Consider the following 14,434-nt stretch of genomic DNA (forward strand, 5'->3'; position numbering starts at 1 on the left):
CCCGACCTAACTATGGGGGGTGCGGCAGACCCTAACAGCCAGGTGGACCTGATGGACGCCAGCCTCGATCACGCCGATCCCGCGCCCGTTTCCGGGGCCAGACGGCTCATGCCTGCGACAATGATCGCGGCCACGGTGCTGAGCCTGTCCGCCTGCGGGCCGCGCGGCAGCGAAGAGATCCTTCGCGGCGGCATTCCGGCCACCACCAACCTGCCACGCGCCACGACCCTGCCGCCGGTTTCCGTGCGCACGGTCTCGCGGCGGGATTTCGGCTGGCGGGTGATCTATCGCCCGGCAGATGCGCCGCCCGATGCCGATGGCCGCGCCGCCGCCGCGCTGTGCGGGCTGGAAAGCCGCGCCGTTGCGCGGGTGGAGCAGGCCGTGCTGGTCTCGCCCTTCGACGATCCAGGCACCCGCATGATCGACATTTATTGTGCATGAGGCCCGGAGACCCGAGATGCCGCAACCATCCACCCAGATCGCCGCAAGCCAGAGCACCCAAGGGCAGCACGGTCCCGCCAGAACGATATTCAACATCATCCCACCCGGAACGCTGATGCCGCCGGAAACCCACCGCTTCGGGCCTGTCCCGTTGGAGCAAACATCATGAACGACCAACCGAAGAACACCGATTTCCACGACTCGTCCTTTTTGCAGGGGCATAACGCGGAATATGTCGAACAGCTCTATGGCCAGTGGGCGCGCGATCCGCATGCGGTGGACGCCGCCTGGGACCGCTATTTCGCCGCACTTGGCGATGACGCGGAGGATGCGGTTGCCGAGGCCGAGGGGCCAAGCTGGAAGCGGGCCGACTGGCCGCCCGTCGAGAATGGCGAACTCACCGCCGCGCTGACCGGCGAATGGCCGATGGCCTCGAAGGAGGAAGCCTCTGCCGCGATGGAAAAGATCGCCGCAAAGGCCACCGAGAAGGGCAAGGAGATCAGCCCCGATGTGATGCGCCGGGCTGTCGTCGATTCGATCCGCGCGCTGATGCTGATCCGCGCCTACCGGATCCGCGGGCATCTTCACGCCAATCTCGATCCGCTGGGTCTGCGCGAGGTGCCCGATCATGGCGAGCTGCTGCCCGAGACCTATGGCTTCAAGGAAGCCGATATGGACCGGCCGATCTTCATCGATAATGTGCTGGGCCTTGAAGTCGCCTCGATGCGGGAAATCAAGGAGATTATGGCGCGCACCTATTGTGGCACCTTTGCGCTGCAATACATGCATATCTCGAACCCCGAGGAAGCCGCCTGGCTGAAAGAGCGGATCGAGGGTTACGGCAAGGAAATCGCCTTCACCCAGAATGGCCGCCGGGCGATCCTGAACAAGCTGGTCGAGGCCGAGGGCTTCGAGAAATTCCTGCATGTGAAATACATGGGCACGAAGCGGTTCGGTCTCGATGGCGGCGAGTCGCTGATCCCGGCGATGGAACAGATCATCAAGCGCGGCGGCGCGCTTGGCGTGAAGGACATCGTGATCGGCATGCCCCACCGTGGCCGGCTTTCGGTGCTGGCGAATGTGATGGCCAAGCCCTATCGCGCGATCTTCCACGAATTCCAGGGCGGCAGCTTCAAGCCCGAGGATGTGGATGGCTCGGGCGATGTGAAATACCATCTGGGCGCCTCCTCCGATCGCGAATTCGACGGCAACACCGTCCACCTGTCGCTGACCGCGAATCCCTCGCATCTGGAAGCAGTGAACCCGGTGGTACTCGGCAAGGCGCGGGCCAAGGGTGACCAGCTCGGCGACCGCAAGGATCGCACGGCGGTGCTGCCGGTGCTGTTGCATGGCGATGCCGCCTTTGCGGGTCAGGGCATCGTTGCGGAATGTCTCCAGCTTTCCGGCATTCGCGGCCATCGCACCGGCGGCACGATCCATATCGTGGTGAACAACCAGATCGGCTTCACCACCGCGCCGCATTTCAGCCGCACCTCGCCCTATCCGACCGATATCGCGCTGATGGTCGAAGCGCCGATCTTCCACGTCAATGGCGACGATCCGGAAGCGGTGGTTCATGCCGCCAAGGTGGCGACCGAGTTCCGGCAGAAATTCCACAAGGATGTGGTCATCGACATCTTCTGCTATCGCCGCTTCGGCCATAACGAAGGCGACGAGCCGATGTTCACCAACCCGGCGATGTACAAGGAGATCAAGGGCCACAAGACGACCCTCCAGCTTTACACCGACCGGCTGGTCGCCGACGGGCTGATCCCCGAGGGCGAGATCGAGGATATGAAATCCGCGTTCCAGTCCCATCTGTCGGAAGAGTTCGATCTGGGCAAGAACTTCAAGCCGAACAAGGCGGATTGGCTTGACGGGAAATGGACCGGCTTCGAGAAAGAAGGCGAGGAATATGTCCGCGGCGACACCGGCATCCCGAAGGAGTCGATGGAACAGATCGGCCACGCGCTGACCACCGCGCCTGACGACATCAACCTGCACAAGACGGTCGGCCGGCTGATCGAAGGCAAGAAGAAGATGTTCGAGACCGGCGAAGGCTTCGACTGGGCGACCGGCGAGGCGCTGGCCTTCGGTTCGTTGCTTCTGGAAGGCCATCCGGTCCGGCTCACCGGGCAGGATTCGACGCGCGGCACGTTCAGCCACCGCCACTCGGCCTTTGTCGATCAGGTCAACGAACAGCGCTATTATCCGCTGAACAATATCCGCGAAGGCCAGGCCCGCTATGAGGTGCATGACTCCATGCTCTCGGAATATGCGGTGCTCGGCTTTGAATATGGATATTCCCTGGCCGAGCCGAACACGCTGACCCTTTGGGAAGCGCAGTTCGGCGACTTCGCCAATGGCGCGCAGATCATGTTCGACCAGTTCATCTCCTCAGGCGAAAAGAAGTGGCTTCGCATGTCCGGCCTGGTGATGCTGCTGCCGCATGGCTATGAGGGTCAGGGGCCGGAGCACAGCTCGGCCCGTCCCGAGCGGTTCCTGCAAATGTGCGCCGAAGATAACTGGATCGTCGCCAACTGCACCACGCCGGCGAATTATTTCCACATCCTGCGCCGCCAGATTCACCGCCAGTTCCGCAAACCGCTGGTGCTGATGACGCCCAAATCGCTGCTGCGTCACCCTCTGGCGGTTTCGGACGCGGAAGAGTTCCAGACCGGATCGACCTTCCACCGCGTGCTGCACGACGATGCCGAGCGCGGGCGGTCGGACACCAAGCTGGTCGCCGATGACAAGATCCGGCGCGTCGTGATCTGCTCGGGCAAGGTCTATTTCGATCTGCTCAAGGAGCGCGATGAGCGCGGCATCGACGACATCTATCTGATGCGTCTCGAACAGTTCTATCCCTTCCCGCAGCAATCGCTGATGAAAGAGATGGGTCGGTTCAAGCAGGCAGATATGATCTGGTGCCAGGAAGAGCCGAAAAACCAGGGCGGGTGGAGCTTTGTCGAGCCCAATCTGGAATGGGTGCTCAACCGGCTCGAAGCAAAGCACAGCCGTGTGCGCTATGTCGGACGTCACGCTGCGGCCTCGGTCGCGACGGGTCTGGCCTCGCGCCACAAGGAAGAACAGCAGGCGCTCGTGAACGAAGCGCTGACCATCGAGGAATAAATCATGGCAACCGAAGTCCGCGTGCCCACACTGGGCGAATCCGTCACCGAGGCCACTGTCGCTACCTGGTTCAAGCAGCCGGGCGACCGCGTCGAGGCGGACGAAATGCTCTGTGAGCTGGAAACCGACAAGGTGACGGTCGAAGTCCCTGCCCCCGCTGCCGGTGTGCTGGCCGAGATCGTGGCCGCCGAGGGCGAGACGGTCGGCGTCGATGCGCTGCTGGCGCAGATCGACGAATCCGGCAAAGGCGACGCCGGCGGCTCGGACGGCGGCAAGTCGGGAAAGGCCGGCAAGGCCGAGAAGGCCGAGGCCAGCAAAGAGTCGGAAGCGCAGGCCGAAGATAACAGCGGCGAAGCCGAAAAGGCGCCCAAGAAGGATGCTCAGGAAGGACAGCAGGAGATGAGCGGTAAATCGGTTGATGTGATGGTTCCTTCGCTTGGGGAATCGGTCAGCGAGGCCACGGTGGCCACCTGGTTCAAGAAAGTCGGCGACGAGGTTGCCGCCGACGAGATGCTGTGCGAGCTGGAAACCGACAAGGTCTCGGTCGAGGTGCCCGCCCCGGCTGCCGGCGTTCTGGCCGAGATCGTGGCCGAGGAAGGCACCACGGTCGATGCCAAGGCCAAGCTTGCGGTGATCTCGGAAGGCGCGTCCGGTTCGGGCGGCGGCGGCAAAGCCGCGCCGGAACCCGAGGCTGATGGCGATGGCGATGACGACACCGCCAGCGATGTCGGCTCTTCGGGTGCCGGCCCCGAGGAAACCAAGCCGCGCGAAGATGTCGAGGATGCGCCGTCCGCCAAGAAGGCGATGGCCGAAAAGAATATCAGCCGCGATCAGGTTCAGGGCTCTGGCAAGGATGGCCGGGTCATGAAGGAAGATGTGGCCAAGGCCAGGTCCGGCGCGGCGAAATCCGGCGCCGACAATGCTTCGGCGAAAAAGGCCCCCGCCTCGGCCGAGCAGGCCGACCGCGAGGAACGGGTCAAGATGACCCGCCTGCGCCAGACCATCGCCCGCCGTCTGAAGGACGCGCAGAACACCGCCGCCATGCTGACCACCTATAACGAGGCGGACATGAAGGCGATCATGGATCTGCGCAACGAATACAAGGAACCTTTCGAAAAGAAGCACGGCGTCAAGCTGGGCTTCATGTCCTTCTTCGTGAAGGCCTGCTGCCACGCGCTGAACGAGGTCCCCGAGGTGAATGCCGAGATCGACGGCACCGAGGTGGTCTACAAGAACTATGTCAATATGGGCGTGGCGGTCGGCACGCCGCAGGGTCTCGTCGTGCCGGTGGTGAAGGATGCCGACCAGAAGAGCTTTGCGGCAATCGAGAAAGAGATCGGAGAGCTTGGCAAGAAAGGCCGCGACGGCAAGCTGACCATGGCCGAGATGCAGGGCGGCACCTTCACCATCTCGAATGGCGGCGTCTATGGCTCGCTCATGTCCTCGCCGATCCTGAACCCGCCGCAATCGGGCATTCTCGGGATGCACAAGATCCAGGAACGCGCGATGGTGGTCGGCGGCGAGATCGTCATCCGCCCGATGATGTATCTGGCACTGAGCTATGACCACCGTATCGTGGACGGCAAGGGCGCTGTGACCTTCCTCGTCCGCGTGAAAGAGGCGCTGGAGGATCCGCGGCGGCTGCTGATGGATCTCTGATAACAGCGGATCCCGGTGAAATCCCTTGGCGAGCGCCTGAGCGATTTCGTTCAGGCGCTCGCGCTTGGGATCTTCGCGGCCCATCTGATCGGCCCCGTCTCGACCCGCGCCGGGGGTCACGCTGACGGAGATCAGCACCAGCTTCGGAAACGTCATGACGATCCCGCCCGCTCTGGTCGGCAGCGCAAGGGGACAGGGTGGATCCTCACGTCAGCCTGCTGAGCGGCGTTTCCGCGGTCGCGGCAGTCAGCGCCATCGCAAATCTTCTCGGGATCACGTTCACCGAGGCACAGATTGTCGAGAGAGGCTGAGTGTCGACGCTGGCGGATGCACACGCGATGTGACAGCTGCTCTGCCAAAGGTGCTGCTTCCGTTGCAATTCCCGTCCGCCCTTCTTAAGAGACCAGCGAAACGCAAGGATCCGGGTGAAATCCCCGGATGGCTCTTCCGGCCGCCGATCCGCCGGATAACCGGACAAACCCGAATTGACATACCGGCGCGCCTGTTCCGCCGGTGACGGATGGAATTCATGACTTCTCTGGACATTTACCGCGAGGAATGGGTCGGCAATATTCGCCGCGACCTGCTTTCCGGGCTCGTCGTGGCGCTCGCGCTCATCCCCGAGGCGATCGCTTTCTCGATCATCGCCGGCGTCGATCCGAAAGTGGGGCTCTACGCCTCGTTCTCGATCGCGGTCATCACCGCCATCGCCGGCGGACGCCCCGGCATGATCTCGGCCGCCACCGCAGCGACCGCGGTGCTGATGGTCACGCTGGTCCGCGACCACGGGCTGCAATATCTGCTGGCGGCGACGGTGCTGGCCGGGCTGTTGCAGATCGGGATGGGGCTGCTGAAGCTGGGCTTCGTGATGCGCTATGTCTCGAAATCGGTGATGACGGGCTTCGTCAATGCGCTCGCCATATTGATCTTCATGGCGCAGCTGCCCGAGCTGGACCCGGCCCGCGTCACCTGGCTGACCTATGTGCTGGTCGCGGCGGGGCTGGCGATCATTTACCTCCTGCCGATGGTGACGAATGCCATCCCATCGCCACTCGTGACAATCGTCGTGCTGACCGTGCTGAGCCTGATGTTCAACTGGGATGTGCGCACCGTGGGCGATATGGGCGCCCTGCCCGATTCGCTGCCGGTCTTCCTGATCCCGCAGATTCCGCTGACGCTGGAAACGCTGATGATCATCCTGCCCTATGCGCTGGCGGTGGCGGTGGTCGGGCTTCTGGAAAGCCTGATGACGCAGAACCTCGTCGATGAGCTGACCGACACGCGAACCGACCGCAATCAGGAATGCATCGGTCAGGGGCTGGCCAACACCGCCACCGGCTTTATCGGCGGCATGGCGGGATGCGCGATGATCGGGCAATCGATGATCAACGTGAAATCGGGCGGGCGCGGGCGGCTGTCCTGCGCCTTTGCCGGGGTCATGCTGCTGATCTTCTGCGTGTTCCTGGGGCCCTGGGTGGCGCAGATCCCGATGCCGGCTCTCGTGGCGATCATGATCATGGTGTCCATCGGCACCTTTTCCTGGTCCTCGATCAAGTCGCTGAAGACGCATCCGCGCTCATCCTCGATCGTGATGCTGGCCACGGTGGTCACGGTGGTCTGGACCCATAATCTCGCGATCGGGGTCCTGGTGGGCGTGCTGCTGTCGGGGATCTTCTTCGCCGCCAAGATCGCGCAGCTTTTCCGCGTCCGCTCAGAGCTGAGCGCGGATGGCCGCAGCCGGACCTATCATGTCGAGGGCCAGCTTTTCTACGGGTCGGTCGAGGATTTCATGACCGCCTTCGACTTCAAGGAGGTGCTCGACCGGGTGGTGATCGATGTGTCGCGCGCGCATATCTGGGACATCTCGTCGGTGCAGGCGCTCGACATGGCTGTGCTGAAATTTCGTCGCGACGGCGCCGAGGTCGAGATTGTCGGCATGAATGAAGCATCCGAGACCATCGTCGACAGGCTGGCGCTGCACGACAAGCCGGATGGTATGGTCAAGCTGATGGCGCATTGAGGGAGGAACACCGCATGAGCAACAAGATCATCGCATTGGTGGACGGCTCGGATTACGCCGCCAGCGTCTGTGACCACGCGGCATGGTTTTCGCAGCGCACCGGCGCTCCGGTCGAGCTTCTGCATGTGCTTGGCCGGCGCGAGGCGGATGGCAAACAGGACCTGTCGGGCGCCGTGGGGCTGGGCGCGCGCAGCAAGCTTCTGGAGGAGCTGGCCACGCTGGACGCGCAGCGCTCGCGGCTGATGAATGAGCGGGGCCGGGCGATTCTCGACGATGCCCGTGCGATTCTGGAAAAGGACGGCGTCACGGCGATCACTCAGCAGCTCCGACAGGGAGATCTGGTCGAGGCGGTGGCCGAGAAGGAAGCCGAGACCCGCGTCGTCCTGATCGGCAAGCGCGGCGAGGCGGCGGATTTCGCCAAGGGGCATCTTGGCTCGAATCTGGAAAGGATCATCCGCGCCAGCCGCAAACCGGTCTTCGTCGCCTCTCGCGCCTTCCGCACGATCCGAAGGGTGCTGGTGGCGTGGGATGGCGGCGCCTCGGCCCGCAACGCCGTCGCGCATATATCGAAAAGCGAGCTGTTCGCCGGGCTGGAGATCCATCTCGTCACCGCCGGTGCAGACCGAGTGGAGACGTTGAAAGGGATGAGCGAGGCGCAACGCCTGCTGGAGGACGCCGGGCTGAGCACACAGGCCCGCACCGTGACGGGCGACCCGGAGACCGCGCTTGGCGAGCTGGTCGAGACGGAGGGTTATGACATGGTGGTGATGGGCGCGCATGGGCATAGCCGTGTGCGGAGCCTCATCATCGGCTCGACCACCACGGCGATGATCCGCGCCTGCAAGGTGCCGGTCGTCTTGGTCCGCTGAACTGAGCTGCACGGCAGAAAAACAGGCCCGCAGCCTTTCGGCGCGGGCCTTTTTCGATGTGTGTTTGCGGGGATCAACGGCGCTGCATCACCAAGGTGGACCACTCGCCCAGATCCTCGCGACGCTCGGGATCGAAGCCCGCGGCGTCATAGGCGGCGGTGACCTCGTCGGCCTGCGTGGTCAGCAGCCCTGACAGAATGACCCTGCCCTGCGCTGCCACATGGCGGGCCATGTCAGGGGCCAGGTCGATCAGCGGCTGTTTCAGGATATTGGCGAAGACCAGGCCGAATGGCGCGGCCTCATCCAGCATCGGGTGATCGAACCCGACCGCCTGAAGGCATTCGACGCGCCCGTCGAGCCCGTTGGCGATCACATTCGCCGCGGCCACATCCACGGCTACCGCGTCGATGTCCGAGGCCAGCACCGTTCCCGGCCAGATCCGCGCCGCCGCCATGGCCAGCACCGCCGTGCCGCAGCCGATATCGGCGATCCGGCCCGGCACCCAGCCGGTCCTCGCCAGCCGGTCGAGCGCTTCAAGGCAACCCTTCGTCGTGCCGTGATGCCCGGTGCCAAAGGCCATCGCCGCCTCGATCAGCAGCGCCTCGGCGTCCTCGGGCACCTTGTCGGCATCGTGGCTGCCATAGACGAAGAAACGCCCCGCCTCGACCGGGGTCAGCTCTCGCCGGACATGCGCGACCCAATCCACCTCGGGCAGCTCGCTGACCACGAAAGGGTTGGCCCCCTGCGCGGCGGCCATCAGCGCGAGACCGATCTCGTCCGGGGCCTCGGTGAAATAGATCCCGACCTCCCAGCGGTCAGAGCCGTCCTCGATCTCGAACACGCCCGAACCCACCGGCTCGGGCGTCAGATCCTCGCACATCTCGGCGAGCTGGTCGGCGGCGTCCCGCCCGGCGATATGGGTCAGCGCGGTCCAGGTGGGCATCAGGGCAACTCATGCCCTTCCGGCATCGCGGCCTCGACGCCGGTGCCACGTATGTTGCAATAGCCGTCCGGGACCTTGTGAAGATACTGCTGATGCTCGCTCTCCTGCGCGGGGAAGAAGTGATCGACGGGCAGGATCTCGGTGGTGATCTTCTCCTTGCCGGCCACGGCCAGCCGATTGTCGTAATCGGTCTTGGACGCCTCGGCCTGCGCGCGCTGCGTGTCGTTGTAATACATGATCAGCGAGCGATACTGGTCGCCCACATCATTGCCCTGACGATTGCCCTGCGTGGGATCATGATTTTCCCAGAACAGCTTGAGCAGATGTTCATAGCTGAGCCGCGCGGGATCGAAGACGATATGAACCACCTCGGCATGGCCGGTGCCGCCCGCGCATACCTGCTGATAGGTCGGGTTTTCGGTCGTGCCGCCGGCAAACCCGACCTGAGTCATCCAAACGCCATCCTGTTCCCAGAAAAGCCGCTCGACGCCCCAATAGCAGCCCATGCCGAAGATCGCCTGCTCGAAACCCTTTGGCACCGGCGCGTCCATCGGTCGGTCGAAAATCGCGTGGTTTTCCATATCTTAACCTCCTGCAGAGTGCCGATAACGCCCGACCGGCGATGCTGGTTCAGGACCGGGCCGCGTTCTCGCTTGCAGTTCATTAAGGGATTATGCGCCCGGATTGCCAGAGCAAGCCGCGGCAGCGGCGTTGCAACGCGCAAAGAAAAACCCCGGCCGCATCACTGCTGGGCCGGGGTTCGGTGTCGTGCGATGCCGTCACCGCGATCAGGCACGGCCAGCCACCACGCTGTCGATGTCGGCACGGTTCAGGCCGATATCGTCAAGCTCGCGCTCGGACAGACGCTCAAGCTCGGCGCGGGTGCGCATCCGCAGCATCCAGTTGCGCAGGCCCGCTTTCATGCGGCTCAGCGCGTCGCCGGTGGAGATCAGATCAACATTCATCGTGGTCATGTCAGCATCCTCATTTTCTGCTTCGCCAGGAATCGGCGCGGTTTCGTCTGATGCGCTGAAGATAGGGTCATGCTGCGTCTGCAACCAGACTGGAAAACCGCAAAGCCGCTATGCAATTGGCGAATAAAACACCGAATTTCAGCGTGTTTTGTCACGCTGGCGTCAGCATCAAGGCCAAAATCGCGAGGTTGTCGTGATCGCTAACGCTGCGTCGCAGCGCTGTGACCCGGCGTCACCAGTCGCCGAGAGACGCCTGAAACAGGGTCAGCGCTGCCACAGCCGCCGTATCCGCCCGCAAAATGCGCGGGCCGAGGGTCAATGGCGCAACGAACGCGGCGTCACGAAGCCGGCGGCGCTCAGCCTCCGAAAAACCGCCTTCCGGGCCGATGAGCACCGCCCATTTGCCTTTTTCCAGCCCGGAAAGCCGTTCCGACGTCCCGGCAAGAGATTCATCCGCCCAGAGAATGCGACGCGATTCGTCCCAGCCATCGAGCATCCGGGCGAGCGGCGTCAGCCCGGTCACCTCGGGCACATAGGTGCCCCCACATTGCTCGGCTGCCTCGACGGCATGGGCCTGCAGGCGGTCCTGCCGGATACGCTCGGAATTGGTGAACTCGGTCTGAACGGGCAGGATACGCGCCGCGCCGAGCTCGGTCGCCTTCTCGACGATGAAATCGGTGCGCCCCTTCTTGATCGGCGCGAAGAGCAGCCAGAGATCGGGTGGATCGCGCTGCGGGGCGACCTGTGTCATCACCGTCAGTTCGCCGCCGCGCTTGCTGGCGGTGGCGATCTCAGCGTGCCAGGCCCCATCGCGGCCATTGAACACCTCGATCACCGCACCCGGCTTGAGCCGCATGACGCCGGAAAGATAATGCGCCTGCCCCGCCTCGAGCGGGATGCCTTGCCCCGGGGATAGCGGGTGATCTATGAACAGCCTGACCTTCGACATGGGGACGTTCCTATGAAACATGCCCTGCAATTACCAGACGCGGTGCGCGACGCTGTCAACGGCAACTGGGTCGATAACGGTGCCCCCGCGGGATGGCGCCCCTGGCTGCGGCTGAGCCGGCTTGACCGGCCCATCGGCACGTGGCTTCTGCTGCTGCCCTGCTGGTGGGGCGTCGGTCTGGCGATGATGGCCGACCGCGTGCAATGGTTCGATCTGTGGATCTTCCTCGCCTGCGGCATCGGCGCCGTCGTCATGCGCGGAGCCGGCTGCACCTGGAACGACATCACCGACCGGGACATTGACGGGGCGGTCGACCGCACGCGGAAGCGCCCGATCCCGTCCGGGCAGGTCACCATACGCGGGGCGATGGTCTGGCTGGGAGTGCAGGCACTGATCGGCCTCGCGATCCTGCTGACGCTCGGCGGCGCGGCGATCTGGCTCGGCGTGCTCAGCCTGCTGCCGGTGGCGATCTATCCCTTCGCCAAGCGCTTCACCTGGTGGCCGCAGGTCTTTCTGGGCATCGCGTTCAATTGGGGAGTGATGCTGGCCTATGCCGCCCATCACGGCGCGCTGCATGCGGCGCCGGTGATCGCCTGGCTGGGCGGAATCGCCTGGACGGTGTTCTATGATACGATCTATGCGCATCAGGATCTGGAATATGACGCGCTGATCGGGGTGAAATCGACGGCAAGGCTGTTCGGGGACGACACCCATAAATGGCTGATCGTGTTCTGGGTGATCGCGGTCGCGCTGCTGGCGCTTGCCATCTCTGCCAGCGGAGCGTCGGGGGCGTCCTGGCTGGTGGCGATGACCGGGCTGGCCGGGTTTGCCGGGCATCTGGCCTGGCAACTGCGACGGCTGGATCTGGGCAGTGCCGACACCCAGCTGATGCTGTTCCGCGCCAATCGCGATGCCGGGCTGATCCTTGCCGGTTTCCTGATCCTTGCCGGTTTTGTGTAATGGCCCGGATTTACAAGCCGGAGGGGTCTGAGTAACTCAAGCCCATGGATGAATTTCCGAAAACGGACATGGCGCAGCGGCCCCGCCACAACCGCGCGCATCTGGTTCTGACCCTGCTGGCCTTCGCCGTCGCGGGCGCTGCCAGCTGGGAGGCCGCGATCCGCATCTCCGATGAGGTCGAGAACCGCACCGCAAGGCAAATGCGCGCAGCGCTGACACGGGACGGGCATGGCTGGGTCACGGTCGCAACGGATGGTCTGACCGTGCGGCTGACCGGGACCGCGCCTGACGAGGTTGCGCGCTTTCGCGCGCTCACCGCCGCAAGCGGTCTGGTCGATGACCGCCGGATCGTCGACGGGATGGAGGTCGCCGAGCGCGACCTGCTCGAACCGCCGGATTTCGAGATGGAGATCATGCGGCAGGGCGACAACATGTCGCTGATCGGCCTCGTCCCCGCGAGCACCGATCGGGAAGAGATTGCCAGCCGGTTCGCCGCGCGCGCGGTCGAGATTTCGGATCTGACCTCGACCGCCGCCTTTCCCGCACCCGAAAGCTGGAACAGCGCGGTGGAATTCGCCATGCAGGCGGCCTTGCTGATCGATCAGGGGACGGTCTCGATCACGCCGGAGAAAATGGTCATCACTGCCAATGCAGCCTCTGCCGATGATCGGTCCCGGCTGGAGGCGGCGCTGCGCGACGTGGTGCCGGAAGGGATGGCGGTCGAGATCAGCGTCTCGGCCCCGCTGCCGGTCATCGCGCCCTATCGGCTGCGCTTCACCAGCGACGGCGACAATGCAGCATTAGAAAGCTGCGCCGCCGAGACTGAGGCGACGCGCGAGGTGATCCTCTCTGCCGCGACCGAGGCCGGGGTCACGGAAACGCCCGAATGCCCGCTCGGCATCGGCGCGCCTTCCGGGTGGTCCGAAGCGGCCGCCGAGAGCATCGCCAGCGTCGCGCGGATCGGGGCGGGCACGGTGGAGATGACCGACAACGCGATCCAGATCGTTTTGCCCGCCGATATCGAGGACGACGCGCAGGAGGCCGAGACGGCGCGCCTCGCCGCCAGCATGCCCGCCGATTTCAACCTGAACATCACCCGCGCCGAGACCTCGCCGCATGACGGGCCGCCACATTTCCTTGCGACCATCGGCGCCGAAGGGCTCGCCACGATCGAAGGCGGCGTTCCCGACGAGACCATGCGCCAGACGGTGCAGTCACTGGCCCGCGCGCAGCTCGGGCCTCTGGAGGGCGAGCTGCGCCTTGACCCCTCTCTGCGCGAAGGCTGGGCATTGCGGGTCATGGCCGGGCTGGATGCGATGGGCGCCATCGACACCGGGCAGCTCGAAGTGACGCCGGACAGCATCTCGCTCAGCGGGATCAGCGGCGACACGCTGGCCACCGAACGTGCCATTGCGGCGCTGGCCACACGGCTTGGTGCGGGCGCGGAGTATATGATTTCCATCGCCTATGACCCGCGGCGCGATCCGGGCATCGTTCTGCCCGACGGGACGGACTGCGTGGATCGTCTGAACGCGGTGATGCTGCAATCCGAGATCGGGTTCGAGCCGGGCGGCGCGCGGATCGCGGGCGATATCGGTCCGGTCATCGAAGAGCTGCGCCCGATCATGGAAGAATGCGCGGATTACCGGCTGGAACTGGCCGGTCACACCGATTCGCAGGGCAGCGACACGCTGAACATGTCGCTGTCGCTCAGCCGGGCCGAAGCTGTGCTGGGCGCGCTTGCTGAGGCCGGGCTGTCGGTCGAACATGTCGTCGCGCGCGGCTATGGCGAGACCCGGCCCATCGCCGAAAACGACACCGAGGAAGGGCGCGAGGCCAATCGCCGGATCGAGCTGACACTTATCTCGCCAGAGCCGGTCCCGGCGCCGGTCGATGCCGCGCCGATCATGACCGGCACGACACCAAGCGCACAGGAGGCGCAGGCGACGCTGAACCTCTCGGCCCCGATCGAGATCACCCCGGTTGTCGCCGAGCCGTCATTGCAGCTTCCCGTATCGCCCTTCGGCGAGGACGCGCTTTCCGATCCGCCCAAGCTCGAACCGCCCGCCGAGGTGCTGCCCGCCACGCCGGACACGCCGCGCCCGCCTGAGCGTCCCGAAGATGAGGCCGTCACCATTGAGGAGCCGACATGATCCGCAACGACTTCATCCTCGCCACCGCGCTGATCCTGTTTGCAGCCTTTGTCCTGGGCTGGTTCACCAGCTGGCTCATCGCCCGCGTCACCCGCCCCGGACGCGCCGAGATCGACGGCCATGCAAAGCTGGTCGCCGAACTGCACGAGGCCGAACAGGCGCGCGATCAGGCGGTTGCCGAGGGTAAACAGCGCGAGGCAGCGCTGCATGAAAGGCTGGGCTTCGCGACGACCGAACTTGCCTCGGCCCGCAATGCCTTGCAGGATGCCGGTGAAGAGATCGAGGAACTTCGCGCCTATATCGAGCGCAACATCGCCCGGCCGCCGCGCTGAAC

General features: G+C 64.5%; 13 protein-coding genes and 1 other annotated feature. Of the genes, 9 read left to right on the top strand and 4 right to left on the bottom strand.

From position 1 onward, the window contains the following. Positions 1 to 51: 51 nt before the first annotated feature. The 6 genes from PAF18_RS07595 to PAF18_RS07620 all read left to right on the top strand — a co-directional run bounded on the left by PAF18_RS07595 (position 52) and on the right by PAF18_RS07620 (position 8,121). On the top strand, positions 52 to 441 hold the full coding sequence (locus PAF18_RS07595) for a hypothetical protein (RefSeq protein ID WP_271117992.1): 390 nt from the start codon (positions 52 to 54) through the stop codon (positions 439 to 441). A gap of 165 nt (positions 442 to 606) precedes the next feature. Beyond that, positions 607 to 3,573: a 2-oxoglutarate dehydrogenase E1 component gene (locus PAF18_RS07600; protein WP_271117993.1), complete on the top strand. Its 2,967-nt coding sequence runs from the start codon at positions 607 to 609 to the stop codon at positions 3,571 to 3,573. A gap of 3 nt (positions 3,574 to 3,576) precedes the next feature. Beyond that, on the top strand, positions 3,577 to 5,232 hold the full coding sequence (gene odhB, locus PAF18_RS07605) for a 2-oxoglutarate dehydrogenase complex dihydrolipoyllysine-residue succinyltransferase (protein WP_271117994.1): 1,656 nt from the start codon (positions 3,577 to 3,579) through the stop codon (positions 5,230 to 5,232). A gap of 15 nt (positions 5,233 to 5,247) precedes the next feature. Then, positions 5,248 to 5,454, top strand: a complete 207-nt coding sequence (locus PAF18_RS07610) for a hypothetical protein (protein WP_271117995.1) — start codon at positions 5,248 to 5,250, stop codon at positions 5,452 to 5,454. A 192-nt stretch (positions 5,455 to 5,646) separates the two neighbouring features. After that, positions 5,647 to 5,704, top strand: a sequence feature (sul1 is cis-regulatory element that is thought to sense ions involved in sulfur or methionine metabolism; They are found in Alphaproteobacteria). 57 nt (positions 5,705 to 5,761) lie between these two features. After that, positions 5,762 to 7,252, top strand: a complete 1,491-nt coding sequence (locus PAF18_RS07615) for a SulP family inorganic anion transporter (protein WP_271118077.1) — start codon at positions 5,762 to 5,764, stop codon at positions 7,250 to 7,252. Between the two features lie 14 nt (positions 7,253 to 7,266). After that, complete coding sequence (locus tag PAF18_RS07620; RefSeq protein ID WP_271117996.1) at positions 7,267 to 8,121, top strand: universal stress protein; 855 nt, start codon at positions 7,267 to 7,269, stop codon at positions 8,119 to 8,121. A gap of 73 nt (positions 8,122 to 8,194) precedes the next feature. Here the strand turns inward: PAF18_RS07620 and PAF18_RS07625 are convergent, their stop codons facing one another. The 4 genes from PAF18_RS07625 to PAF18_RS07640 all read right to left on the bottom strand — a co-directional run bounded on the left by PAF18_RS07625 (position 8,195) and on the right by PAF18_RS07640 (position 10,987). Next, positions 8,195 to 9,064 carry a 50S ribosomal protein L11 methyltransferase gene (locus tag PAF18_RS07625; RefSeq protein ID WP_271117997.1) on the bottom strand — a complete coding sequence of 290 codons (870 nt, stop codon included), beginning with the start codon at positions 9,062 to 9,064 and terminating at the stop codon, positions 8,195 to 8,197. Continuing rightward, a complete protein-coding gene (gene msrA / locus PAF18_RS07630; RefSeq protein ID WP_271117998.1) occupies positions 9,064 to 9,645 on the bottom strand; it encodes a peptide-methionine (S)-S-oxide reductase MsrA in 582 nt (193 codons plus the stop codon). Before msrA ends, PAF18_RS07625 begins: the two co-directional genes overlap by 1 nt. A 207-nt stretch (positions 9,646 to 9,852) precedes the next feature. Beyond that, the gene (locus PAF18_RS07635) at positions 9,853 to 10,038 is read right to left on the bottom strand and encodes a DUF1127 domain-containing protein (RefSeq protein WP_271117999.1); all 186 of its coding nucleotides are present in this window, start codon (positions 10,036 to 10,038) and stop codon (positions 9,853 to 9,855) included. Positions 10,039 to 10,270: 232 nt separating this feature from the next. Then, positions 10,271 to 10,987, bottom strand: a complete 717-nt coding sequence (locus tag PAF18_RS07640) for a 16S rRNA (uracil(1498)-N(3))-methyltransferase (RefSeq protein WP_271118000.1) — start codon at positions 10,985 to 10,987, stop codon at positions 10,271 to 10,273. A 12-nt stretch (positions 10,988 to 10,999) separates the two neighbouring features. Here PAF18_RS07640 and ubiA point away from each other — a divergent pair, with 12 nt between their 5' ends. Genes ubiA through PAF18_RS07655 form a run of 3 tightly spaced genes read left to right on the top strand, consistent with a single transcriptional unit; the run spans position 11,000 to position 14,432 of the window. Next, positions 11,000 to 11,947, top strand: a complete 948-nt coding sequence (ubiA, locus tag PAF18_RS07645) for a 4-hydroxybenzoate octaprenyltransferase (RefSeq protein WP_271118001.1) — start codon at positions 11,000 to 11,002, stop codon at positions 11,945 to 11,947. Between the two features lie 44 nt (positions 11,948 to 11,991). Continuing rightward, complete coding sequence (locus PAF18_RS07650; protein ID WP_271118002.1) at positions 11,992 to 14,100, top strand: OmpA family protein; 2,109 nt, start codon at positions 11,992 to 11,994, stop codon at positions 14,098 to 14,100. Continuing rightward, complete coding sequence (locus PAF18_RS07655) at positions 14,097 to 14,432, top strand: hypothetical protein (protein ID WP_271118003.1); 336 nt, start codon at positions 14,097 to 14,099, stop codon at positions 14,430 to 14,432. The genes PAF18_RS07650 and PAF18_RS07655 overlap by 4 nt, the downstream gene beginning before the upstream one ends. Positions 14,433 to 14,434: the final 2 nt, after the last annotated feature.

It is taken from the genome of Paracoccus sediminicola (assembly GCF_027912835.1).
Taxonomy (GTDB): Bacteria; Pseudomonadota; Alphaproteobacteria; order Rhodobacterales; family Rhodobacteraceae; genus Paracoccus; species Paracoccus sediminicola.